Here is a 20,881-nt window from a genome sequence, read left to right as displayed (position 1 = left end):
TTTTTATTCTTACTCATGGGCACCTCTTTTAAGTGTTGAAATTATAACAAGTTAAAAGAGATGACACAGTTATTTAAACACTACCTTAAAATCTCTAGATCTCATAGTTTTGTTCGATGTCATTTTGTTCTTCATTCTTCATTTCACTAACCTTCTGTTTGTATTTTGAGCTTGGCAACTCGACTAACTGATGTTTATCTAATGGCTCTTTTTCAACAAAATGCTTTGACTCAAGAAATTTACGTAAAGCAGAGGCTAAATTACTTCCTTTTAATTGTATCGAAAGTCCAAAAACCTTATGCGTTTTTCCTAAACTAGTCTTTTCTTGTTGTTCATTAGATACTTTAATAACATTTTTGGTTGCTTCAAATAGTGAGGACTTTGCATCTTCAAGAGTATATTTACCGGAATCTATAAGAGCTCTAATCTGTCCGATATCGTGATTTAATTGCATAACTGCAATCTGTTCGGGATCGGTAGCCTTCACATGAGGATTATAAGTGCTTAAAAAATGTTGCCATTTTTTAGGAAGAGACTGTATTAACTCATTGGAGATTTCATCAAATTTTCGCAGGCTTTCTTTTTTGAATGCCATTTTTTCTTCTAGTTCTATTGCTTCCTGCAGAAGCATTTCTATTTGATCGCCATCAATATCCTTAGCATTAAACTCTGTTAATATTGCCTGCATGGTAGAGTACAATTGTTCCTCATCGTTGCTGCGTGGACCTTTCTTCTGTTCAAGGCTGAAAGCTTTTTCATGAACATCGGCAAATATTTTATAAAATTTTGGAAAAAATTTTTGCTCAGTTAATTTCCTATCAACCTCAGCAAGGGTTTTAAAGGAGGGAACATGATATTTCTCGGGATTAGCATCGTAAAATTTACCTAAGACATCTTGAAATTGTACTAGTGAATCTATTCGATTGCTGTAAGCCACATAAAGTTGTCCTTTATGAAATTGTAGTGCTTCGTTATAACTTACGAATTTAGCATAGCGTTTATCATTTTCCTTAAACGGATTAGGTATGGGTTTAAATGATTCCTCGAGAATATTGAATAATTCTTCTTTTCCTTTGGTTTTTAAGTCCTCAATTCCTTTGATGACATCTTCAATAGTTAAATGACTTCTAAATTCAGAAACAAGTTCACTCTTTTTATTGGCAAGCAAAAGATCTAGATCCTTGAGCACATCATCATCAAAGTTTGTCTTACCTGCAGAAACATAAGTTGTGTGTTGTCCTGTATTACCACTACCTACACCGGTATCAGTGATCATTAATTTATTTTTAATGAAAGCAAAATTGTCATAATTTCCTAAAAAATCATGAAATCCCATCAGACCACATACAACGAAAGCTTTTCTCAGTGGGGCAAAATTTAATTCTTGTAATTTCTCTTTATTATAAGCTTCCGTTTTTTTGCCTTTAGGCGTATCAAATTGACCAGCATATTGAGAGGCGAGCTCCTCCTTCACAAAGCCATTTTCATCAATATAATATTTAAAATCGTAATCATTTTTTTCTTTATGATAGGTAGAGTAGGCTATCGTATTCTGAACAGCAGAACCTTCGCCTAGAAAAAAATTCAATAACCAGGAATTAGCGACCTCAACGCGGTTACGCACATTATTAATTGAAAAATCTTCTTTTGTATTGAATTTAATGGCCCCCGTTTTTAGCAAATAAAGTTGCTTTTGTCTCTCTGAGTCAGTAGCCTTTTGATATTCCAAATGGTCTTGTACTCTTTGTTTTGAAATGTTTTCTTCATTTTCTTCTCGGGGACGATACCACACCCATTTTCCTTTCACACTTCCACTAGTTTTTGGTGCGACTCCAGGAGCTTCAATGCCAGTTTTCTTTCCAAAAAATCTCTTTTTATCTATAAAATCTATCATTTGCAGAGCTCACTTTGAAAATGCTGTCTTACATGATCAATTATAGGTTATAAAGAGTATTTGTTGTTCAGCATAGTGCTTCGGATTGCTAGTTTATAGTCTAAATTAGTACGCAATTGTGATGTTGTGGCTTAATCTCTGTTATTTGATGAGGGCTTACTAACTCTTGTTCCAGATGGACTAAGTCCCGATTCATTCTGACCTCATATAGGGTAGAGAGGGCGGCTAAATCAATTGGCGCCATAGCCGCAGCCTGATCAAGTCCTCCAAGACAACCCCAGGCTACATATCCTGCTTCACCAGGAAGAGCGCCTCCATGAACTACGCCAACATTAACACCAAGTCCAGTTGATTCATTTGCGGGTGAAAACCAAAAATGTGGCTCATTTGTTAGGGCATCATAGTAGGTAAGATTGCGTTCGAAATGATCTTTATCAAACTTTGGAGTTGAACAAAAATTATCTTCTTGATCGCAATAATGTTGTGCTATATGAGCGGGAACAAACCATTGAGCTTTTCCAACCACAGTGCACCAGTAGCTTTGACGTTGTTTCTTTTCCAAATTATAAAAATTTGTGACATAAGTTTGGAGGACTGTAAGAAGAGGTGACAAACTAAAATGTGACTCATTAAAAATTACACCATTTAACGTGTAGCGAATCCCTTTTGTTTTAAGTTCCTCAAATTGGCGTAGTAATTCATTTTTGATTTTTTTTCCGGTCTCATTCTTAGGAAGACATTTTAGCATCATAGGAGCCATGTACTTAACATCGAGTGCCCATAACGCAAGTTGAAATGCGGAAATATTTTCAAATTCTCGTCCGGAGTAATCAGTCACCTTACCTTTTAATAAGAGGAGTTCTGGATGTTTTTTGATAATCCACTCTGCTTTCACTTGGTTCCCTTTAGCAACATGTTCCAATAATTTTTCGAGTAGTCGTGCAGATTGAAACAATTGATAAAATTTTTTATTCACTAAAACAAGATTAGATAACGTTTGATCTTTCTTTTTTAATTGTTGACCAATCTCCTTAAGAGAGTCATCAGGCAAAAAGCTAAAATTGATTGATTTATGCATTGTGTGTTCAATGATTGGTCTTGTGGGGGGATTGTACATTAATTCTGGGATAAACAACAATGTCTTAAGAAATAAGTGGCGGTATTATAAATATAAAGTGAGGTTTTGGTCTAATGAAGAAACTCCCACTGTAATATGCAAATCAATCCAATGGCTTTTAAAATTTAACTGTGGGCCTAAACCATACTTGTTTCTGAGCTCAACTAATGTTGGGGCGCTAACTGCAAGAACGTAATATCGTTTATTAACTAAATCAGCAGCAAATGCTTGCAGAATTTCAAATGAATGCTGCTTTTCTAACTCATCTGAGTTAATGATTTTATTTTCCTCAGGATAAATGACGCTAATATGAGCGCCAGCTGATTTTTGCCCGAAATAATCAGGCTTAACAATATCAGCAAAGTAGTTTTTCAACAAAGGATAGAGCGTATGAATATAATCATCGGATAGGTCTAGATAAAGTAGACCATCAGTGCTCATTGTTAAACGGCCTGAGAGGGGCAGTGAGCGAGCCTTATTAAGAAGCTCGGGAATATTGAAATGGATCAATTTTAAATTGTTAATCATAACTTAACCTGTTAAATGCTAAAAAGAATTGTCTTGTTAACTTTTAGTCAATAAAATGCGCAGGCTAGTAATGAAAGGTCTCATTAATCCTGTCTGTCATTATTATAATTTCATCTTGGCAGATGCAAGCGGAGCAAATGAAACAACCTTAAAGGTTTATCAACTTGTCAGCTATCAAAGCAACAGTCATAGACTTAAATGGTTCTAGCAAAAAGGGATACATTATAATTAAAATAAACCAATTGGCTGGGAATATAATGAAAATATTATGGAGTAGTTTACTATTAGCATTTGCAACGTTAATTCATGCGGCTGACACCATGACTTTGAATATTGACAAAAATCAAACTCAATTTGAGGTAACGCTTCCTGCTAATCCTACGACTGGGTATCAGTGGACAGTTGAAAGTTATGACAAATCTATTATTAAGCTATTGTCTAGTCGCTATGTGGCACCACAAACGAAATTGATAGGGGCAGGTGGACAAATGCAATTCACCTTTCAGTTATTAAAAGGGAAGTCTTATCCTCAAAATACAACCTTACAATTTAAATATGCTCGCCCTTGGGAACCAGAAACAGGGACAATGAAGCAAGTTGTTGTAAATTTTAACAATAGCAAACAAACCAAGCAATAATTTGCAAGGAAGGGGCAATAACGACACTACTACACCAACGCTGTTGGTGTAGTAGTAAAGTGATAAGGAATTAGGCGATTTCTACTTCTTCAGCCTGAGGACCTTTTTGACCGTGGCCTGCTTTGAATAAAACAGCAGCGCCTTCAGGCAGTGTTTTAAAACCACTGCTTTGAATTGCACTGAAATGGACGAAGTAATCTTTACCTTCGCTTTCAATGAAACCAAAGCCTTTCTTATCATTAAACCATTTTACTTTACCGCGAATTTTCTCTGACATAGTTACTCTTTTCCTATAATTAAAAACTGATTGTAGCACCCATTTTCAGATCTTTCTAAAGATTTTACAAGTCTAATAATTTAAAATACTCATAAGTTCCTTAGACAATCTGATTTTAATGCTGCAAATGACTAATAGCATGAATTATATTTTTTAGAAGCATTCCAACAAATAATTTATTCTCCTTAACAATTGGTTAGTTATCCAAGCCTTCTTTTAAATTTAATGGTCGTACGATGACTACTGTTCCTGCCAATTTATTTTTTGGATCATACAATGTCACAAAACTTTCATTCAACCATTTAGCATCTTGTATAAACATACGAATGCAACCATGGCTTGCCCGATATCCAGGAATGTCGTCAGAACCGTGTAAAGCAAAACCTTTATGGAAAAACATACAATAGGGCATTTTAGCTCCTCCTATGCCAGCAGGGAAAGCATTTGAAACACAGTCTTCATTTTCTTTGCCGAATATTTCAAATATACCTGTTAGTGTGAGGCAGGAGTTGGTGCTATCAGAGCATTTATTACTTCCTGAAGAAATCGGCCCCCATTTCAACAAATAGCCTTGTTCACTATAAGCCCCCCAGGCTAGTTTTTTCTGATCCACAATAATCTGTTTGCTATCAGAGGGAGGGATTTTTAAGGGGAAAGGAGAGAGGTCGAATAAAGTTGCTGTAGATAAGTTTTTCGGGACTGCCAATAATTTGCCGCTCCATAAGCGATTATAGGTGCGATTCAAACGCTGTACCAAATCTCGTTGAATAGGATCTGGAAATAATTTTTGCCAGGTTTTTCCTTGGGTAACTTTAATACATGCATATTGAGGGTATTTACAAAGACTTGACCCATAATAATTGGCTTCATCAGTATTTTGTTTGGCCCATAAACCTGTTGATAAAAAGCACGATAAAAAAATAAAACATCGCATACTTAAGTCCTCTTATATATAGAAAGAGAAGCATAAATCGTGCAAAAAATGATCAAAATTTACTCATTAAGATATTTCAAGGTTTGGGTGTCTGGGAATTAACCAGAAGAGGCCTTAAGGTTGGCCATATATTGGCAAGTATTCTGGCTTGGGCTTTTTGATTAGGGTGCAGGCCGTCTTTCTGCATCAGTTGCGAGTCACCTGCCACACCCTCCAAGAACATAGGCACTACAGAAATCTGGTATTGCGTAGCTAATTCTTTGTATACATTTGCAAATTTTTCCAGATAAATTGGACCATAGTTCGGTGGCAATTGTGTAGCGATTAAAAGCACTTTAGTGTCCATTTTTTGACTCTCTGTAATCATCTTTTCAAGGTTTACTTTCATTTCCGCTATTGATAACCCTCGCAAGCCATCATTTGCACCAAGTTCGATAATAATGATGTCCGGGTGATAATTTTTTAGGGCATGAGCTAGCTTTGATAAGCCATTTCTAGTGGTATCCCCGCTAGCACTCAAATTGACAATTTGGTAGTTATAGTTATTTTCTTTTAGTTTTGAATTAAGCAGAGTTACCCAACCTTCTTTAGTATCAATGCCATAAGCTGCACTTAGACTATCTCCCAATACGAGAATAGTTTTTGCATAAAGTGGTGCTATGATGAAAATTAATAAAAATAGCGAAAGGATTTTGTATTTCATGAATCACCTAGATGTTATCAGGTTGGATAAGATTAATTTTATCGTCAAAAGTGGCTCCTATGATTTAGTTATTTTGAAAGAGATTAGTTTTGCAATCAAGAAAGGAGAAACTGTAGCAATTACTGGCGCCTCTGGTTCTGGAAAAACGTCCTTACTTAATATTATGGCAGGTTTAGATATTCCTACATCCGGTAAAATTTTTTATGGTGAACAAGAAATTAGTCGATTAGATGAGGATGAGCGAGCAAAACTTCGTGCTAAGCGCGTTGGTTTTATTTTTCAATCATTTCAATTGCTTCCTAATCTTACTGCTCGCGAGAATGTAATGTTACCTCTTGAAATTAATCATTATGAGGATGCGTATACTGTAGCAAATTATTGGATAGACAAAGTTGGTTTAAAAGAGAGAGCGCAGCATTATCCCTTGCAGTTATCTGGAGGAGAGCAGCAAAGAGTCGCTATAGCCAGAGCATTTGCCATTGAGCCTGATATTTTGTTTGCCGATGAGCCTACGGGAAATCTTGATAAAAAAACCGGGCATATCGTTGCTGAGTTGTTGTTTAATTTAAATGCCCAACACAAGACGACTTTAGTTATTGTAACTCATGATGAAAACTTGGCCAATCGCTGCCAGTTCCACTGGAGATTGGACGATGGAAGATTACTATGCTGAAGATTCCTTTGATTATCAAGTCGCTTACTCGTGATTGGCGAAGTGGTGAGTTAACACTATTATTTTTAGCGCTGGTCATTGCCATGGCTTGTATTAGTGCTTTAAACATTTTTGCAGGACGAGTGAACGAACAACTTGCCAGGCAGGCTTCACAATTGTTAGGGGCTGACCTTGTAGTGAGAAGCAGTATTCCCATTGATAATGTCTGGATTAAGAAAGCACAAAGTCTAGGATTAAAGCAAACCACAACCTTGTCTTTTTTTAGCATGGTTGAGCATGATGGAAAATTACAACTCGCACAAATTAAAGCGGTTAAGGCGCCTTTTCCTTTACTGGGTGAGCTAAGAATTGCAAAACAGCCCCATACTTCTGCTGATAAAATATTTGAGGTACCCAAGGAGGGAACTGTATGGGTTGCTCCAAGAATTTTGCCTCTGTTAACACTCAATGTAGGGGAGTCACTTATGATTGGGGCTGCTCCTCTTGCTGTGACTGGTATATTGGTCGAGGAACCAGGCCAAACAGGGGATTGGTTTAATATTTCGCCTAGAATTATGATGAATTGGCAAGATGTTATTAATACTAAAGTCATTCAAACTGGCAGTAATGTTACTTATCGCTGGTTATTAACTGGTCCTAAAGATAAATTAACGCAGTTAAAAATCTATTTAAATAACAAATTGACAGAGCAGCAGGAATTAACCGACAGTACTTCAACAAATCCGTCGATCACGCAAATTATCCAGAGGACTTTAAATTACTTCAACTTAGGCACGCTGATGTGCCTTGTTTTGGCGGGGGTAGCAATTAGCATGGCTAGCCTGCGCTACAGCATGCGGCATAGACAACAAGTCGCTATCCTTCGGTGTTTTGGAGCTTCTCAATATCAGATTTTGAAAGTTTATTTGGGTAGTATTTTACTTTTAGGTATATTGGCTTGTTTAATTGGAATAAGTATAGGCTACATCGTTCAACCATTACTGATGGAATGGTTGCGAGGCTTATTACCTCAGTTTGAGCCTCAGTTACCTTTAAAACCAGCATTATTCAGCATGGCTATTGGGCTTATTGTATTGTTATGTTTTTCTTCGATTAATATTCTTAAATTACGACATATTTCTGCTGCTAATATTCTCCGGAGGGAGCAATTGTCATGGACCTTTTCGACCTGGGCTGGTTATGGCTTTGCTTTTTTGCTTTTGGGGAGCCTTGCCTATTTTTATACAGGATCTTGGCGTCTTACCTTAAGTGTTTTATTGGGATGTTTGTTTTTTATTGGTTTGGTGGTCAGTAGTATATGGCTAATTTTTAATTATCTTTCAAAAGCTAAGAATTATATGCATATAAGTTGGCGATTTGGTTTTGCAAATATTGCGCGAAATCTAAGTAATAGTTCATTGCAAGTTATTGGAATCGGTTTGGCTCTAACTGCAATTTTAAGTTTGTATATCTTAAGAAATGATTTGTTAGGTAGTTGGCAACAACAAGCCGATAGTCGTACTAACTTTTTCATTATCAATATTGAACCAAACCAGGTCAGTGCGATTGACAAATTTTTGACGGAAAATAATATCCAGGTGTCTACCTTTTATCCTATGGTGAAAGGCCGTTTGATAGCAATTAATAACACCCCGGTACAACAAATCTTTGGAGAAAGAGCAAAGCAAATTACTGTTTTACGACGAGAGCTTAATCTTTCTTGGACCAATGAATTACCGCCAGAGAACAAAATTATGACAGGATTATGGCATCCAGCGACCCAAGATAAATGGGTTTCCGTTGAGAAGGGGGTTGTTGAAAAACTTGGTTTGGCATTGGGGGATAAAATAACTTTTAGAGTAGGTGATAGTATTATCACTGTCACTGTGACGAGTGTTCGTTCAGTGGATTGGGCTACATTTAATCCTAATTTCTTTACACTTTTTAAGCCTGGGGTTCTAAATGATTTACCGCAAACTTATATGGCCAGTATGCTCCTGACAGAGGCTCAGCAAAACAAATTAAATGCGATAGTCAGTCAATTTCCTAATGTAACTATTATCGATATTGCTAATATTTTAAATAAAATTAATGCCATATTTGAAAATACGGCCAAAGCAATTAATTTTATGAGTTTCTTTGGTTTTTTTGCAGGTTTAATTATTGTCATCCTTGCCATGCTCTCTTTAATGGGAATAAAACAACAGGAAACTTATGTGCTTAAAATTTTAGGGATGGGGAAAAGGCAATTACTATGGATTCAGAGTAGCGAGTCATTAATTATTGGTTTTTATGCAGGTTTATTAGCAATCATCACCGCCATTATCATTAATAACTATCTCGCCAAGGTGGTGTTAGGGATTGATTTTAATATTCCGTGGAAATTAATTCTAATAGTACCAATTGCAACTGCAATATTGACAGTGTTAGTCAATACTCTGGTATTAAGAAGCCAATATCAAAAAAAGGGATTAACCCGATTAAGTGATGCGAATTCTTATTAGAAATATGAAGAAATGAAATTTTTTTGTTAAATTTTTTGTCTCTTGCAGTTATAGCTAGTTCTTCAGTTATAATGCTGATTGATTTTATCAAAAAGGATAATACCGTGCGTACATTACTTTTGTCTTTATTAATTGGACTACTCTCTTTTGGGTTAGTTGTGAATGAAGCCGCTGCAAAGCGATTTGGTGGTGGTAGAAGTTTTGGGGTGCAACGTTCACACAGTAGCCTCTTCTCTTCTAAACCAAAACCAAACACCATAGGGCAGCGTGCTAATACGAATCGATGGGGTGGAGTTTTAGGGGGATTGTTAGCTGGGGGCCTTTTAGCTAGCCTTTTTATGGGCAATGGCTTAGGAAGTGGCTTATTGTCTTGGTTTATCGTAGGAGCTGTGTTGCTTTTCGTAATTAATTTTATTCGCCGACGAACGCAGCCGGGGTTTCAATCGTCCTATGCTTCACGACAAACCTCATCTAACTGGCAGCCTAATACTTATGCAAATAATAACAATTACCAAACTATGGGGGGGGCTAGTTATTCTGCTGGTTTTGTTGAAGAAGAGTTTCTGCGCGAGGCTAAGGTTAAATTTATTCGTCTGCAGACCGCTTATGATCAAAAAAATCTACAGGACTTGCAGGAATTTACCACACCTGAAGTGTTTGCAGAAATTAAAATGCAACTGGATGAGCGAAGTGATGAACTTAACAAGACTGAAGTAATCAATCTAAATGCACAGTTATTGGATGTTTCAGAGCAGGGGGATTCAACTATTGCCAGTGTGCGTTTTACAGGCTCTATCAAAGAAAATGATGATCCGGTAAGTTCATTAGATGAAATTTGGCATTTCCGAAAATTTTATAGGACAAATGCGTGGGTTGTTGGTGGACTCCAGCAAGAGGTTCTTCTGCCTTCATAATCAATTGCCTCGCGGTGTAAGCCGCGAGTTCATTGCACATTCAGTTTCAAAAGAAGTTTACTATTTCTTAATGAGGTTGTTTTCATGATGGAAAAATTATTTTCCTATGGCACTTTGCAATTAGAGTCGGTGCAAATGGCGACTTTTTCGCGCTTGTTGGAGGGGCGAAAAGATAAGTTAAGTGGCTACAAGTTAGAAGATCTGCAAATTACTGACCCATACGTTATCAAAATAAGTGGCAAAGCAGTTCACCAGATCTTAGTTCCTACAAATGATGATGAAGATAGTGTGGAAGGCATGGTTTTTGAGCTGGCTCACGCAGAGCTTCTTAATGCAGACGAGTATGAAGTAAAAGATTATAAGCGCATTAAAGTTCGTCTTGCTTCTGGTGTAGATGCTTGGGTTTATGCATATCAAGCAATGCCATAATTATAAACTGCTCATATACTTTGCTAACACTTGCTTTTGAGCATATGAGCGATAACACTCTTAAAGTGCTTCTTTTTTCCTGAATGGTAGATAGCGTGGCTCCCAGAACATTTCTTTTATTATTTTTTCTAAATCGGCATTTTGATTAATTTGCGCGAGGTTTTCATTAATTGCTGTTCGCGCTACAGCAATAGCGATATGTTTTGCTACAGTTTGAGCATCATCAAGAGAAGGGAGCAAGGGTAGAAAGCTATCTTTTTTACTTGGCGAATATTCACTCAATGTTTCAGCAGCAGCCCAAATCATCCCTTTTGATAGTCTTGTGGCTTGTACGGCTAAAATACCTAATCCAATACCTGGAAATACTAAAGCATTATTGCATTGAGCAATTTGTAATAGCCGATTTTGGTATTCAACTGCTGGAAAAGCTGTGCCGGTTGCTATTAAAGCCTTTCCTTCGCTCCAAGTCATGATATCTACAGGCTGCGCCTCGCATTTTTCATCTGGATTTGAAAGTGGGAAAATAATAGGGCGCTCGCAAGAAGAGCACATAGTTTCAATGATATCTTGCGAAAAAGCACCGGGTTGCGCTGAACAACCAATTAAGATGGTTGGCTTAATTTGGCGTACTGTATCTGTTAAAGAGGGGTATTGGCTATGACTTCCCCAGCCCTCAATTTCAGCGGCCTTGCGTGCATAGGGTTTTTGCGCTTCAGTAACTTCCAAGTCTGAATCAATAAGCAAACCTTGGCGATCAATTAACCAAAACCGTTGATAAGCTTCTTTGGCGCTTAAGCCTTGGCGAATCATAGCATCAACAATTTGATCGCTAATGCCGGTACCGGCGGATCCTGCTCCAAAAACCACAATACGATGATCTTCAAGTTTGATTCCAGTCACCTCGCAAGCTGCTAAAAGCGCAGATAAAGTAACGGCGCCAGTTCCCTGTATATCATCATTGAAGGTACATAATTTGTCTTGGAATTTATCTAAAATCCGTCTAGCATTACTGCGTCCAAAATCTTCCCAATGTAAAAAAGCATTCGGGAAATGCTTATGAATAGCATTAACGAAAGTAAGAATAAAATCGTCGTATTCTTCCGTATTAATGCGGGGATGCTGACAGCCTAAATATAAAGGATCATTGAGTAAGTCTTTATTATTGGTACCGACATCGAGAAAAACGGGTAAAGTTCTTGTTGGGTCAATGCCTCCACAAAGAGAATAGACCATGAGTTTCGCCACAGGAATATCCATACCCCCGATGCCTTGATCACCAATACCCAATACGCCCTCACCATCCGTAACCACAATCAAATCAATCTCAGGATTAGAACGATTATTGATAATTTCTTCAATTTGATTTTTATCTGAATGAGCAATATACAATCCTCGCGGCTGACGATATTCATGGCTATAACGTTTTACAGCGGTACCAACGATAGGGGTGTAAATGGTAGGTAGCATTTCGCCTAAATGTTTACTTATTAGTTTATAAAAAAGAACTTGGTTTTTGTCATGCAGATTATTGAGATAAATATTTTGTTGTAGTCGATTGCTATAGCTTGAATATTGAAGGTATGCCCGCTTAACTTGTTCATCTAATGTTTCAACTCGATGAGGTAGTTTTCCGAGTAATCCAAAAGCCCGACGTTCTTCTTGAGTGAAGGCTGTGCTTTTATTGAGTTGAGGAATAGTCAGGAGAGGTTTTCCGCAAAGGGAGGTTTCTATGATTTGCTCCCCAGTGTGTCCGTCGCGAATTACTTTAAAATCTAGCATTATCTTTTCTTACAAAATTGAGTGCGTTAACAATATCGAATCAGCTCTATTTATTCAATCTTAGTAATTAAAATAACTATTTGTTAGAACAATAGCTAGGGGCCAAGTGAGTGATTAATTAAAGAACTAAAGCATTACTAAATGAACATAATAGTTTCTTAATGATTAGAAAGTATAATTCAAGCTCATTTTGTTAACCAAAGATTTATTATTATGATTTCACGCGAAGAATTTGTTAAAGCTTGTACCTATGCCATACAAAAAACCAGAGAGAAAATAGCCATTACTAACCAAGTCAGTGGATATCAAAAATTTCATGGGGAAATTAAAGAAAATCAATATTTTGAGAATTGTCGGACAATGATGAACTCTAATGAGAGAACACAAGGGTATAACCTTTTCTTTCAACATGATTTAATTGAGTATACTGGATTAGGTAATTGTCATGAGTTAGCCGAGTATCTTTGTGTTGAGCTGCTTTCAGTGCTTAAACAGCATAAGGCTAATGCAAGATTAAGAATAGTTTCCTCAAGGGAAAGTGATCACGTTTACCTTCATGTGAGAGTTTTACTGAAAGGAGAATGCGATGCCTCCTTATGGGAAGTAGATGCTTGGGATCCACGAATATTAGATATCACCCAAAGACCAAATGGAACAATAAAAAATAAAGAATTTCTCAATTATGGCGATAAGCCAGAGCTAAAATATGCGATTGGGACAGATGAGGTACCCCACAAAATAAGCAAGTACTCATTCTTCAGTCTTCCTAAGCCTGTTGTAGGAGAACCAAAAGGAGATGCGACACCAGTTTGGCAATTTACTGAAAAACATGATTTTATGTATGATGACTACACGTTAGAGGAAGCATATAAAAGCGGAAAATTAAATCCCCAAGGAGATGTGCTTTATATGCAACAGATTTCTTCCTGGCAGGTTGCCGAGAGCTCGTCTGATAATGACTCAATGTGTGTGCGAGGTGCTTCATCACTGACATCATGATACATAGCCAATGGCTGAATCTTTTGTAATTTTATAAAGAAAGCCTACTATGGTTAGTAGGCTTTGACTTGTTACAACCTCAACATGGCGTTAGTTACGGACAAATGGTAACATCGGAGGCTTTATTAATAACCATGAGGGGTTGCTAGTGAGGAAATGTCTATTCCTGATTTGCCTATCCATATTATCGACAGCCTGTTCAGCTCAAGATGAAGCTTACTATCGACAGAATCCACAAGCATTACAACAAGCTGTTAAAAATTGCCCAAATAAAAAGCCTACCCAAATTAGTTGTGAGCAATTAGCCATTTTAGCCGAAAGTGTTAATGAGCTTGCTTACCAGCTGCAAATAAATCCACAGGCTTTTGGTAAAAAAATATTGGCGCTACAAGAAACTTTGGCAAAACAACAAATCGAATTAAAAAATAATCCCAATCAGCCTGATCTTAAAAATTTGATTGAAGAAAATAAAAAAAATCTTGCTGAGCGTTTAGCAATTGTAAAATGGCTAGAATCGCCTGAGAGCTAAGAAATGAGAATTTTAGTAAGTAATGATGATGGTGTGCATGCTCCAGGAATTCGCGCGTTAGCCAATGAGATGTCGCTTATTACTGAAACGATAGTTGTTGCTCCTGACAGGAATCGTAGTGGGTCAAGTAATTCCTTGACACTGACAAGACCTTTGCGTGTTAGGCAATTGGATAATGGATACTACAGTGTAGAAGGAACACCAACGGATTGTGTTCATTTGGCGCTTACTGGATTTCTGCAACCTACAGTCGATATTGTAGTCTCGGGAATTAATGAAGGTGCAAACCTTGGTGATGATATTCTCTATTCTGGGACTGTGGCTGCAGCAGTAGAGGGACGTTATCTTGGGTTACCAGCAATCGCTTTTTCGATGGTTGGACATAATATTCAATATTATGATACTGCAGCAGCTATTGCTCGACATTTGGTACTTCAATTATCAACTATTAGCTTACCCTCTCAGACTATTTTGAATGTGAACATTCCTGATTTGCCCCTTGATAAAATTAAAGGAATACAGGTCACTCGTCTGGGCACCCGTCATGGTGCGGAGCCGGTGATTAAAGAATATGATCCTCGAGGTCGGCCTATTTTTTGGATAGGCCCTCCTGGCATGGAGGCTGATGCTGGACCAGGAACGGATTTTTATGCAATTAGTCAGCAGTGTGTATCGATAACACCCTTACAATTTGATCTAACTCATTATAAGGTTTTTGAGCGATTATCTGCCTGGGTGGAAAAAATTGACCTGACATTGTGATTCTGCTCAGATTGCAGGCTAATAAATTTGTAGGCATGAAACTTGGAGTGCAGAGGTATGTTGTCATATAACTATTTCAAAAATATAACTATCTACAAGCTCTGCGTATTGATAATTCTTTTTTTGCTTGCAGGATGTGAGTCTAGAACTACATTGGCGCCTGTGGTCGAGTCAAAATGGCGGCAACCATACTATGGTTCCCGAGCGGTTCACGTGGTTCAACGCGGCGATACGCTATACTCTATAGCTTTCCGCTATGATAAAGATTACAGAGATCTTGCCTCATTTAACCATTTACCTAGTCCTTATGCATTAAAGGTAGGGCAAGTATTAAGAATAGGTTCTGCTTCTGTCCCAAAAACTAATCTCTCAAGACATACAGCATCCAGAAGACCAATATACCTTGCAAAAAGAACTATAATAAAGAGACCCGCAAAAGTTACTCCTAAGACCACTTGGACTCCATTCATCTCAAATCAAAGCTGGATTTGGCCTGTAAATGGGCGTGTAGCCACAGGATTTGTTCCTCAGCAAGGTAAAAAAGGCATAGATATTGCTGGTAAAAAGGGAGAAAAGATTCGTGCTGCTTCCAATGGTGTGGTGGCTTATTCAGGAAGTGGTTTATCGGGTTATGGAAATCTGATTATCATTAAACATAACAATCAGTTTCTTACCGCATATGGTAATAATTTACGTAATTTAGTGACGGAGGGGCAAAAAGTTAAAGCAGGACAAATTATTGCCGAAATGGGGGTTGTTGATAGACGATTTTGGGGGGTTCATTTTGAAATAAGACGAGCCGGCAAGCCGGTTAACCCTCTAAGCTATTTAAGGAGAGGTTGATAACCTAACTGATGTAGCAGCTAGGTCATTTGATAAAGGGTGTTTTTTCTTAATGGATATAAACACATAGGTGATATGATGCAATCAGATGATGAATCAGTAAAAGCAGAAGAAATTCCTGAAGAAGAGTGGGAAGAGTCTCCAGATGACCAGACCTTGCTTAATGAAGAAATTGAGCCTCTTGAGGACACAGAACTGCAGCCTGATTTTAGCGATGAAGAGGCTTTCCCAAGCTTCCAGCGGGGTAGGCAAGCTGCGAAACTGATGGATGCAACCCAAATTTATTTAAGTGAAATAGGGTTCTCTCCACTGCTATCAGCGGAAGAAGAGGTCCATTATGCAACGCGGGCTCTTAAGGGTGATGCGGCTGCACGTAAAAAGATGATTGAATCTAATTTGCGCTTAGTCGTTAAAATAGCACGTCGCTATCTTAACCGAGGGTTACCCTTGCTTGATCTTATTGAAGAGGGGAATCTAGGGTTAATGAAATCGGTTGAGAAGTTTGATCCTGATAGAGGTTTCCGTTTTTCAACCTATGCAACCTGGTGGATTAGACAAACCATAGAGCGTGCTATTATGAATCAAACAAGGACGATTCGACTTCCAATTCATGTTGTTAAAGAGCTTAATGTATATTTAAGAGCGGCTCGTCAGTTAACCCAAAAACTTGATCATGAACCTTCAGCAGAGGAAATTGCTGATATGGTTGACAAACCGCTTGAAGACGTCGAAAAATTGCTTGGTTTGAATGATAAAGTGGCTTCAGTAGATACTCCCATTGGCTATGATGAAAATAAATCCTTATTAGACACAATTGCTGATGAGAATAGTATGAACCCTGCTGAGTTGCTAACTGATGAAAATCTGCGGACGCATATTGAGTCCCTGTTAGATAAGCTCACTGAAAATCAACAACAGGTAATTGCCAGACGTTTTGGACTACGTGGGTTTGAAAAAGCTACTCTTGAAGATGTCGGTAAAGAAATTAATTTGACTCGTGAGCGAGTAAGGCAAATCCAGGTCGAGGCATTAAAAACTCTGAGAGGCCTCCTCGAGCGCGTTGGCTTAACTCAAGAAGATTTATTCTAAATTATCCTCTTATCCACGAAACAGGAGTGTAGTTTCTGTTTCGTGGTTCTAATGAAAGGTTATTTCTCTTGAATCGTTTGAAATTCTGGGATACTCATTCTTAAACCAACCATAAATAGATTCGCCTGTGGTTTATAACGCCCACATAGCCAGGAGCCTGATACTGGTTCAATATTTGTCCATGTGACGCTTTCATATTGAGTAAATTGATAAGTAAAGAGAATTTCCATACTTGGAGTCAGTTGATTGGCAACACCCGCTTTGAGCCCCCAACCCGTTAACCATTTATCTAAATTACCAGAAACTCCTGCATTTCCAGCTGTATTATCAGAACTGATCTCAAACTTGCTAGTTGATACGCCTGGTCCTACAAAAAAGCGAGTATTTTCATTGTAATAGTATTCGGGCAATGCAAATAAACTAAAACCATATGTTAACTTTTCTTCAGTTTTGGCCGACTGAGAAAAGAACCAGTTGCTAATAGTATGTTCAGCGTTTCCAGTAAATAAATCAGCATTACCCTCAAGACTTAAGCCTATTTGATTCGTTAACAAAAGAGCATAACCTGCTGTCAATTGTCCATGAAAATCGGTATATCCACTATGAAAATTTTCATAGGTAACAAAAGGATCGCCAAGAGGGTAGGCCAGAGTTTTTTCTATATTAACAGCGTTAACTCCAAGATTAAGACCACCATACCAACTTGCATTGACATTAAAAGGCAATAAACCTAGGCCAACAAGCAGCGCTGAATATTTATTCATGTTTAACCTCATCTATAAAATACTTGGAATAGTAACGACATTGGATGTTTCATTGATTCCACCCCCTTGTCTTACCACTGTAATCGAAATGTCGACGCGGCGTGGTGTAGTGATATTTTTTACAATAAAGCGGCGATGATCCTCATCAAGCGTTATTGATGCACCCGATAAGCCATTGAGGACATAGTTTGTGACAAATCGTTTGTCCAAGCCTATATAGCTAATAAAGGCTTCCCTATGATTCATTGGATTACGATCAGCCTGGTTTAGATATAATTGAGCAGTAATTGTGAAGTTTTTGGCAGAGATCGAGAAAAAAGCACCATTTGAAGAGCGCACCATAATACGAGCTCTTGAGGTAGGTAAGCTTGGAACAGTCACGTGAGCAGCACCAACATTAGGCACCCCTCGTAAAAGGATATGAGGATAAGTAATACCGCCATCAGTAGACAAAAGAATATCAACTGAGTGAGCATTTACGGGGCCTAGATTGGTATTGGCTACATTCCAGAGCACAGTTCTTGATGTTTCTGCTGCCCAACTTATTCCTCTGGCAGAGGGATAAGTCAATAAGAAGGGACCTGAACGGTTATCTATTGTTACGGCGACATCTTTGAAGACATTACAGGACCCCCCAGGATTATTTGCACGTACCGAAACTCTAAATTTTAAGATGCGTGATACAGAGGGTAATACCTCCCAAGTAAATGGACCATTATTGGCTAGAGACATTAAATTGGGTAAAAAACGTGTGGGAAGCGCTGTCGGACTAAAGCTTCTAAAATTAGGGCCACCGGTTGCAGTGCTTACCGGTGGTTGGATAGACACCTCATTGTTCATTTGCTCCCAGGTATAAGTTAATACTCGTCCCGTTGGATTGATAGCTGAAGCAGTTAAACTAAAAGGTGTTCTTGCGGGAATATAGGTAAATCCATTTGTTGCGGTAATCCTGGGTGCGGGTGGAATAGGTGTTTTGACTGCACAGGTATGTGTAGGGCTGGTAATAAATGTCCCCATTTCTTGCAGGCTTATTCCATTAAAATAGGCGTCGGAATGTCTTTGAACATTAGGGGCGCAAATGCCGGCATAACCCATAATAGTACTACCGCTCCCAGGTTCTACTGCTGTTGCGTCATTGCGGTTGCAATTATTATTTTGGACATGGTTCGCTCCAAATTGGTGCCCCATTTCATGAGCGACATAATCTACATCAAATGGATCGCCCACGGGTCTTGGTTGTCCGGTGGCACCTTTTGCTTTTTCCGCAGCATCACATACACTACCAAGACTAGCTAGCCCACTGCCAGCGGAGTCCACGACATGTCCAATATCGTAATTAGCTGAACCTATAACTTGGTCAATATTTGTTTGATTTTCCTCGATTAAGGCCTCGGGGTTTCCATGAGTGTAAGGTTGTGTAGCAGGGTTTGTATAAATAATCATTGCGTTATTGGGAATAAATTGCATGGTTACTGCTATGTCACGTTCATAGATACCATTAACACGATTCATCGTAGTAACTTGGGCTGCGAGAGCCATAGGCACAGTGCCTCCATGGAAGGCAGTGTATTCACCAGTAGCTGCCATGGCGAGACGGTATTTTCTAAACTCACAAGAAGCAAAGTTAGTAAAATGTCTAAATTGACTAAAGTCCTTCAATGGTTGACTCTGACCTGAGACACCGCATTTCATGGTTTTTGAAGTCACAAAATCCTTGTGGTAATACACCATGTAATATTGCGTATTATCTTTTTCCAAGGGGTCAATAAAAATAGTGTTCTTACCTGGAACCATGATCATTGCATGGAATCCATGGGGTGTAATGTCCAGTTTTACAAATTCCTCTGAATGATCGACTCCATAGGCATCATAGGTTTTAATTTCTGGAAATTTAGCGGCTAATTCAGGATCCATAGTGCTATTTTCTAGTACTTTGTATTGATGCATTGTGCCGTCAGGGTGGGGTAATTCAAGCAACAGAGGTGTAGCGGCATTGAGGTTGTCGCGATGAGGAGAATTTTCTAATTCAGCGGAGAGTTGATTGATATCTATTTCAACAACACGATAATGCTTGGCATGAATAAGACGCTTGCTTCCTAATGATATGGATGAGGCATCTATCTCTTTAATGGCCTGTATAATGGGTTGCGCAAATAAAAATGAAGAAAAAAGTAGCAGAAAAGCAGCAATAAACGTCCGTATCATCGTTCTCACATCCAATGTAATTTTTTGCGAAATTACTATATCAAGCCAAGTATCTGGTTTCAAATGAAAGACAGTTTAAATTTCAAAAAGTAAAGAATACTACAGTGAACTCAGGACATTTCTTTTTGGCAAATATAACTAGGGAAGGTAATTAAATTGGGATAAACTCATTTGCTAATACAATAATGTGGTCTTGCAGACATTGCGAATGTTGTCTCCTCATTAAAATTAAAATTGCACTTAACAAAATGTTAAGGTCATATGTTCTATATTTAGTAATAGGTCATATTTTTTGAGGAATGCTGTAATGTCTAATACTCCTGCAGAATCCAAATGGCATGTTTTTAAAAAGCAATCAGAGGTTGGAGGCGACGATTATACCGCTGTGGATAATGCAGCAAGAATCAAACGACTTTTTCTTGATACACAAAAAGGTGGTCCAGTTGATACAGAGGGGGAGCTCAAGATTCAAAAGGATAACCCAGGACCTAAGGATACTTGGTTGGAAGCCTCAGAGGATAATGATGAGCCAAAACATCTTAGCAAACCATAATAGAGGAGGGATGACATACGACGCGATTAGTGTATTTCTTATCTAAAAGCAGGTATTTGATGTCTTGATATCCGCATATTTTTCTCTTACTTAATAATTCCTTAATCATAGCGTGTTACTCTTGCGCTAATTTTTAAGTAACCGGAGATATCATATGGCGGAGCTCATTAAACCTTTGTTAACTGGAAAACCATTTGAATCAACAACGCATCGTATAAACACTTTTTTTCAGCCTATTCAAAAAACTAGAACCAAAGAATCAGATTTTATTGCCTTTGTCGCTACTCCTGTTCTTGATTATTTTGTATTAGATGCAGTTTTTGCGCTTGATGCGTCAATTCGCATCCTTAATGCGACTGCCTCTTTATTAAAAGCAGCATACTTATGGTCTTTGAACCAGCAAAGAACAGAGAACTTCATCGATCCAGAGACTGAAAAAGAATTGGATGATGTTATCACCAATTTAGTCTATATATGGAGTGCACTCTCTGCGCAGGTTCTCAATATTCTTTTCTCTACTGTTAGTCTTATTTCAAGACCAATTGCTAGTATTGTTGAAGCAGCGGGTTGTTTTGCAGAAGAACAATCAGAATTTCGCCCCAACTTTAGCAACTAAGACTCCTTTATATTACTCCGTACAAGGTTAGGCCTGGTACGGAGCACGATGTCAACAACTCCCTCATTGCAGATGCCTTGTTGACGAAATATCAAAAGGTATTGTTAAGTCCACAAAATGACTATAAAATAGTCATTGTATACTTTTTAAAT

Annotated in this window: 21 protein-coding genes; 12 read left to right on the top strand and 9 right to left on the bottom strand. The window is 38.1% G+C overall.

What is annotated here, in order from left to right:
• Positions 1 to 94 precede the first annotated feature (94 nt).
• The 3 genes from Lbru_RS13610 to Lbru_RS13600 all read right to left on the bottom strand — a co-directional run bounded on the left by Lbru_RS13610 (position 95) and on the right by Lbru_RS13600 (position 3,539).
• A complete protein-coding gene (locus Lbru_RS13610) occupies positions 95 to 1,894 on the bottom strand; it encodes a hypothetical protein (RefSeq protein ID WP_058442664.1) in 1,800 nt (599 codons plus the stop codon).
• A 100-nt stretch (positions 1,895 to 1,994) separates the two neighbouring features.
• The gene (locus Lbru_RS13605) at positions 1,995 to 2,972 is read right to left on the bottom strand and encodes a hypothetical protein (protein WP_058442663.1); all 978 of its coding nucleotides are present in this window, start codon (positions 2,970 to 2,972) and stop codon (positions 1,995 to 1,997) included.
• A gap of 84 nt (positions 2,973 to 3,056) precedes the next feature.
• Positions 3,057 to 3,539: a hypothetical protein gene (locus Lbru_RS13600; protein ID WP_058442662.1), complete on the bottom strand. Its 483-nt coding sequence runs from the start codon at positions 3,537 to 3,539 to the stop codon at positions 3,057 to 3,059.
• A gap of 257 nt (positions 3,540 to 3,796) precedes the next feature.
• Here Lbru_RS13600 and Lbru_RS13595 point away from each other — a divergent pair, with 257 nt between their 5' ends.
• Positions 3,797 to 4,177: a protease inhibitor I42 family protein gene (locus tag Lbru_RS13595; protein ID WP_058442661.1), complete on the top strand. Its 381-nt coding sequence runs from the start codon at positions 3,797 to 3,799 to the stop codon at positions 4,175 to 4,177.
• Between the two features lie 70 nt (positions 4,178 to 4,247).
• Here the strand turns inward: Lbru_RS13595 and Lbru_RS13590 are convergent, their stop codons facing one another.
• From Lbru_RS13590 to Lbru_RS13580, 3 genes are all read right to left on the bottom strand, one after another.
• Positions 4,248 to 4,454, bottom strand: a complete 207-nt coding sequence (locus Lbru_RS13590; protein WP_058442660.1) for a cold-shock protein — start codon at positions 4,452 to 4,454, stop codon at positions 4,248 to 4,250.
• Between the two features lie 196 nt (positions 4,455 to 4,650).
• Positions 4,651 to 5,388: a L,D-transpeptidase gene (locus Lbru_RS13585; RefSeq protein WP_083500926.1), complete on the bottom strand. Its 738-nt coding sequence runs from the start codon at positions 5,386 to 5,388 to the stop codon at positions 4,651 to 4,653.
• 76 nt (positions 5,389 to 5,464) lie between these two features.
• A complete protein-coding gene (locus Lbru_RS13580; protein WP_058442659.1) occupies positions 5,465 to 6,091 on the bottom strand; it encodes an arylesterase in 627 nt (208 codons plus the stop codon).
• Between Lbru_RS13580 and Lbru_RS13575 the strand changes: the two genes are divergently transcribed.
• From Lbru_RS13575 to Lbru_RS13560, 4 genes are all read left to right on the top strand, one after another.
• Positions 6,090 to 6,764: an ABC transporter ATP-binding protein gene (locus Lbru_RS13575; RefSeq protein WP_058442658.1), complete on the top strand. Its 675-nt coding sequence runs from the start codon at positions 6,090 to 6,092 to the stop codon at positions 6,762 to 6,764. The two genes, Lbru_RS13580 and Lbru_RS13575, sit on opposite strands and share 2 nt — an antisense overlap.
• Complete coding sequence (locus Lbru_RS13570; protein WP_058442657.1) at positions 6,758 to 9,247, top strand: ABC transporter permease; 2,490 nt, start codon at positions 6,758 to 6,760, stop codon at positions 9,245 to 9,247. The genes Lbru_RS13575 and Lbru_RS13570 overlap by 7 nt, the downstream gene beginning before the upstream one ends.
• Before the next feature lie 104 nt (positions 9,248 to 9,351).
• The gene (locus Lbru_RS13565; protein WP_058442687.1) at positions 9,352 to 10,161 is read left to right on the top strand and encodes a Tim44 domain-containing protein; all 810 of its coding nucleotides are present in this window, start codon (positions 9,352 to 9,354) and stop codon (positions 10,159 to 10,161) included.
• An 84-nt stretch (positions 10,162 to 10,245) separates the two neighbouring features.
• Positions 10,246 to 10,590: a gamma-glutamylcyclotransferase family protein gene (locus Lbru_RS13560; RefSeq protein WP_202967554.1), complete on the top strand. Its 345-nt coding sequence runs from the start codon at positions 10,246 to 10,248 to the stop codon at positions 10,588 to 10,590.
• Positions 10,591 to 10,650: 60 nt separating this feature from the next.
• Here the strand turns inward: Lbru_RS13560 and Lbru_RS13555 are convergent, their stop codons facing one another.
• Positions 10,651 to 12,369, bottom strand: coding sequence for an NAD-dependent malic enzyme (locus tag Lbru_RS13555; protein WP_058442656.1), 1,719 nt, complete (start codon positions 12,367 to 12,369; stop codon positions 10,651 to 10,653).
• 213 nt (positions 12,370 to 12,582) lie between these two features.
• On the opposite strand from Lbru_RS13555, the gene Lbru_RS13550 reads away from it, so the two are divergent.
• From Lbru_RS13550 to rpoS, 5 genes are all read left to right on the top strand, one after another.
• Positions 12,583 to 13,368 (top strand): hypothetical protein, encoded by a 786-nt coding sequence (locus Lbru_RS13550; protein ID WP_058442655.1) that lies wholly within the window; start codon positions 12,583 to 12,585, stop codon positions 13,366 to 13,368.
• 148 nt (positions 13,369 to 13,516) lie between these two features.
• On the top strand, positions 13,517 to 13,897 hold the full coding sequence (locus tag Lbru_RS13545; RefSeq protein ID WP_058442654.1) for a hypothetical protein: 381 nt from the start codon (positions 13,517 to 13,519) through the stop codon (positions 13,895 to 13,897).
• Positions 13,898 to 13,900: 3 nt separating this feature from the next.
• Positions 13,901 to 14,659, top strand: a complete 759-nt coding sequence (surE, locus tag Lbru_RS13540; RefSeq protein ID WP_058442653.1) for a 5'/3'-nucleotidase SurE — start codon at positions 13,901 to 13,903, stop codon at positions 14,657 to 14,659.
• Positions 14,660 to 14,716: 57 nt separating this feature from the next.
• Positions 14,717 to 15,502, top strand: a complete 786-nt coding sequence (locus Lbru_RS13535; protein ID WP_058442652.1) for a peptidoglycan DD-metalloendopeptidase family protein — start codon at positions 14,717 to 14,719, stop codon at positions 15,500 to 15,502.
• Between the two features lie 78 nt (positions 15,503 to 15,580).
• On the top strand, positions 15,581 to 16,591 hold the full coding sequence (rpoS, locus tag Lbru_RS13530; RefSeq protein WP_058442651.1) for an RNA polymerase sigma factor RpoS: 1,011 nt from the start codon (positions 15,581 to 15,583) through the stop codon (positions 16,589 to 16,591).
• A gap of 59 nt (positions 16,592 to 16,650) precedes the next feature.
• Here rpoS and Lbru_RS16635 read toward each other — a convergent pair whose 3' ends face one another.
• Together Lbru_RS16635 and Lbru_RS13520 are read right to left on the bottom strand one after the other, a co-directional pair.
• A complete protein-coding gene (locus Lbru_RS16635; protein ID WP_065235469.1) occupies positions 16,651 to 17,355 on the bottom strand; it encodes an outer membrane protein in 705 nt (234 codons plus the stop codon).
• A gap of 12 nt (positions 17,356 to 17,367) precedes the next feature.
• On the bottom strand, positions 17,368 to 19,560 hold the full coding sequence (locus Lbru_RS13520; RefSeq protein ID WP_058442650.1) for a reprolysin-like metallopeptidase: 2,193 nt from the start codon (positions 19,558 to 19,560) through the stop codon (positions 17,368 to 17,370).
• A gap of 307 nt (positions 19,561 to 19,867) precedes the next feature.
• Here Lbru_RS13520 and Lbru_RS13515 point away from each other — a divergent pair, with 307 nt between their 5' ends.
• Both Lbru_RS13515 and Lbru_RS13510 read left to right on the top strand, forming a co-directional pair.
• Positions 19,868 to 20,113, top strand: coding sequence for a hypothetical protein (locus tag Lbru_RS13515; protein ID WP_058442649.1), 246 nt, complete (start codon positions 19,868 to 19,870; stop codon positions 20,111 to 20,113).
• A gap of 154 nt (positions 20,114 to 20,267) precedes the next feature.
• A complete protein-coding gene (locus tag Lbru_RS13510; protein WP_058442648.1) occupies positions 20,268 to 20,729 on the top strand; it encodes a hypothetical protein in 462 nt (153 codons plus the stop codon).
• Positions 20,730 to 20,881: the final 152 nt, after the last annotated feature.

Origin of the sequence: Legionella brunensis (assembly GCF_001467025.1) — a bacterium.
GTDB lineage: Bacteria > Pseudomonadota > Gammaproteobacteria > Legionellales > Legionellaceae > Tatlockia > Tatlockia brunensis.
Note: the sequence above shows the minus strand (reverse complement) of the source record. Positions and strands in the feature narration are given on the sequence as shown.

What these genes read in the sequence shown, in the direction of transcription:
- Lbru_RS13610 (WP_058442664.1), bottom strand. Translation starts at nt 1,894, where the DNA reads ATGATAGATTTTATAGATAAAAAGAGATTTTTTGGAAAGAAAACTGGC.
- Lbru_RS13605 (WP_058442663.1), bottom strand. Translation starts at nt 2,972, where the DNA reads ATGCATAAATCAATCAATTTTAGCTTTTTGCCTGATGACTCTCTTAAG.
- Lbru_RS13600 (WP_058442662.1), bottom strand. Translation starts at nt 3,539, where the DNA reads ATGATTAACAATTTAAAATTGATCCATTTCAATATTCCCGAGCTTCTT.
- Lbru_RS13595 (WP_058442661.1), top strand. Translation starts at nt 3,797, where the DNA reads ATGAAAATATTATGGAGTAGTTTACTATTAGCATTTGCAACGTTAATT.
- Lbru_RS13590 (WP_058442660.1), bottom strand. Translation starts at nt 4,454, where the DNA reads ATGTCAGAGAAAATTCGCGGTAAAGTAAAATGGTTTAATGATAAGAAA.
- Lbru_RS13585 (WP_083500926.1), bottom strand. Translation starts at nt 5,388, where the DNA reads ATGCGATGTTTTATTTTTTTATCGTGCTTTTTATCAACAGGTTTATGG.
- Lbru_RS13575 (WP_058442658.1), top strand. Translation starts at nt 6,090, where the DNA reads ATGAATCACCTAGATGTTATCAGGTTGGATAAGATTAATTTTATCGTC.
- Lbru_RS13580 (WP_058442659.1), bottom strand. Translation starts at nt 6,091, where the DNA reads ATGAAATACAAAATCCTTTCGCTATTTTTATTAATTTTCATCATAGCA.
- Lbru_RS13570 (WP_058442657.1), top strand. Translation starts at nt 6,758, where the DNA reads ATGCTGAAGATTCCTTTGATTATCAAGTCGCTTACTCGTGATTGGCGA.
- Lbru_RS13560 (WP_202967554.1), top strand. Translation starts at nt 10,246, where the DNA reads ATGATGGAAAAATTATTTTCCTATGGCACTTTGCAATTAGAGTCGGTG.
- Lbru_RS13555 (WP_058442656.1), bottom strand. Translation starts at nt 12,369, where the DNA reads ATGCTAGATTTTAAAGTAATTCGCGACGGACACACTGGGGAGCAAATC.
- Lbru_RS13550 (WP_058442655.1), top strand. Translation starts at nt 12,583, where the DNA reads ATGATTTCACGCGAAGAATTTGTTAAAGCTTGTACCTATGCCATACAA.
- surE (WP_058442653.1), top strand. Translation starts at nt 13,901, where the DNA reads ATGAGAATTTTAGTAAGTAATGATGATGGTGTGCATGCTCCAGGAATT.
- Lbru_RS13535 (WP_058442652.1), top strand. Translation starts at nt 14,717, where the DNA reads ATGTTGTCATATAACTATTTCAAAAATATAACTATCTACAAGCTCTGC.
- rpoS (WP_058442651.1), top strand. Translation starts at nt 15,581, where the DNA reads ATGCAATCAGATGATGAATCAGTAAAAGCAGAAGAAATTCCTGAAGAA.
- Lbru_RS16635 (WP_065235469.1), bottom strand. Translation starts at nt 17,355, where the DNA reads ATGAATAAATATTCAGCGCTGCTTGTTGGCCTAGGTTTATTGCCTTTT.
- Lbru_RS13520 (WP_058442650.1), bottom strand. Translation starts at nt 19,560, where the DNA reads ATGATACGGACGTTTATTGCTGCTTTTCTGCTACTTTTTTCTTCATTT.
- Lbru_RS13515 (WP_058442649.1), top strand. Translation starts at nt 19,868, where the DNA reads ATGTCTAATACTCCTGCAGAATCCAAATGGCATGTTTTTAAAAAGCAA.
- Lbru_RS13510 (WP_058442648.1), top strand. Translation starts at nt 20,268, where the DNA reads ATGGCGGAGCTCATTAAACCTTTGTTAACTGGAAAACCATTTGAATCA.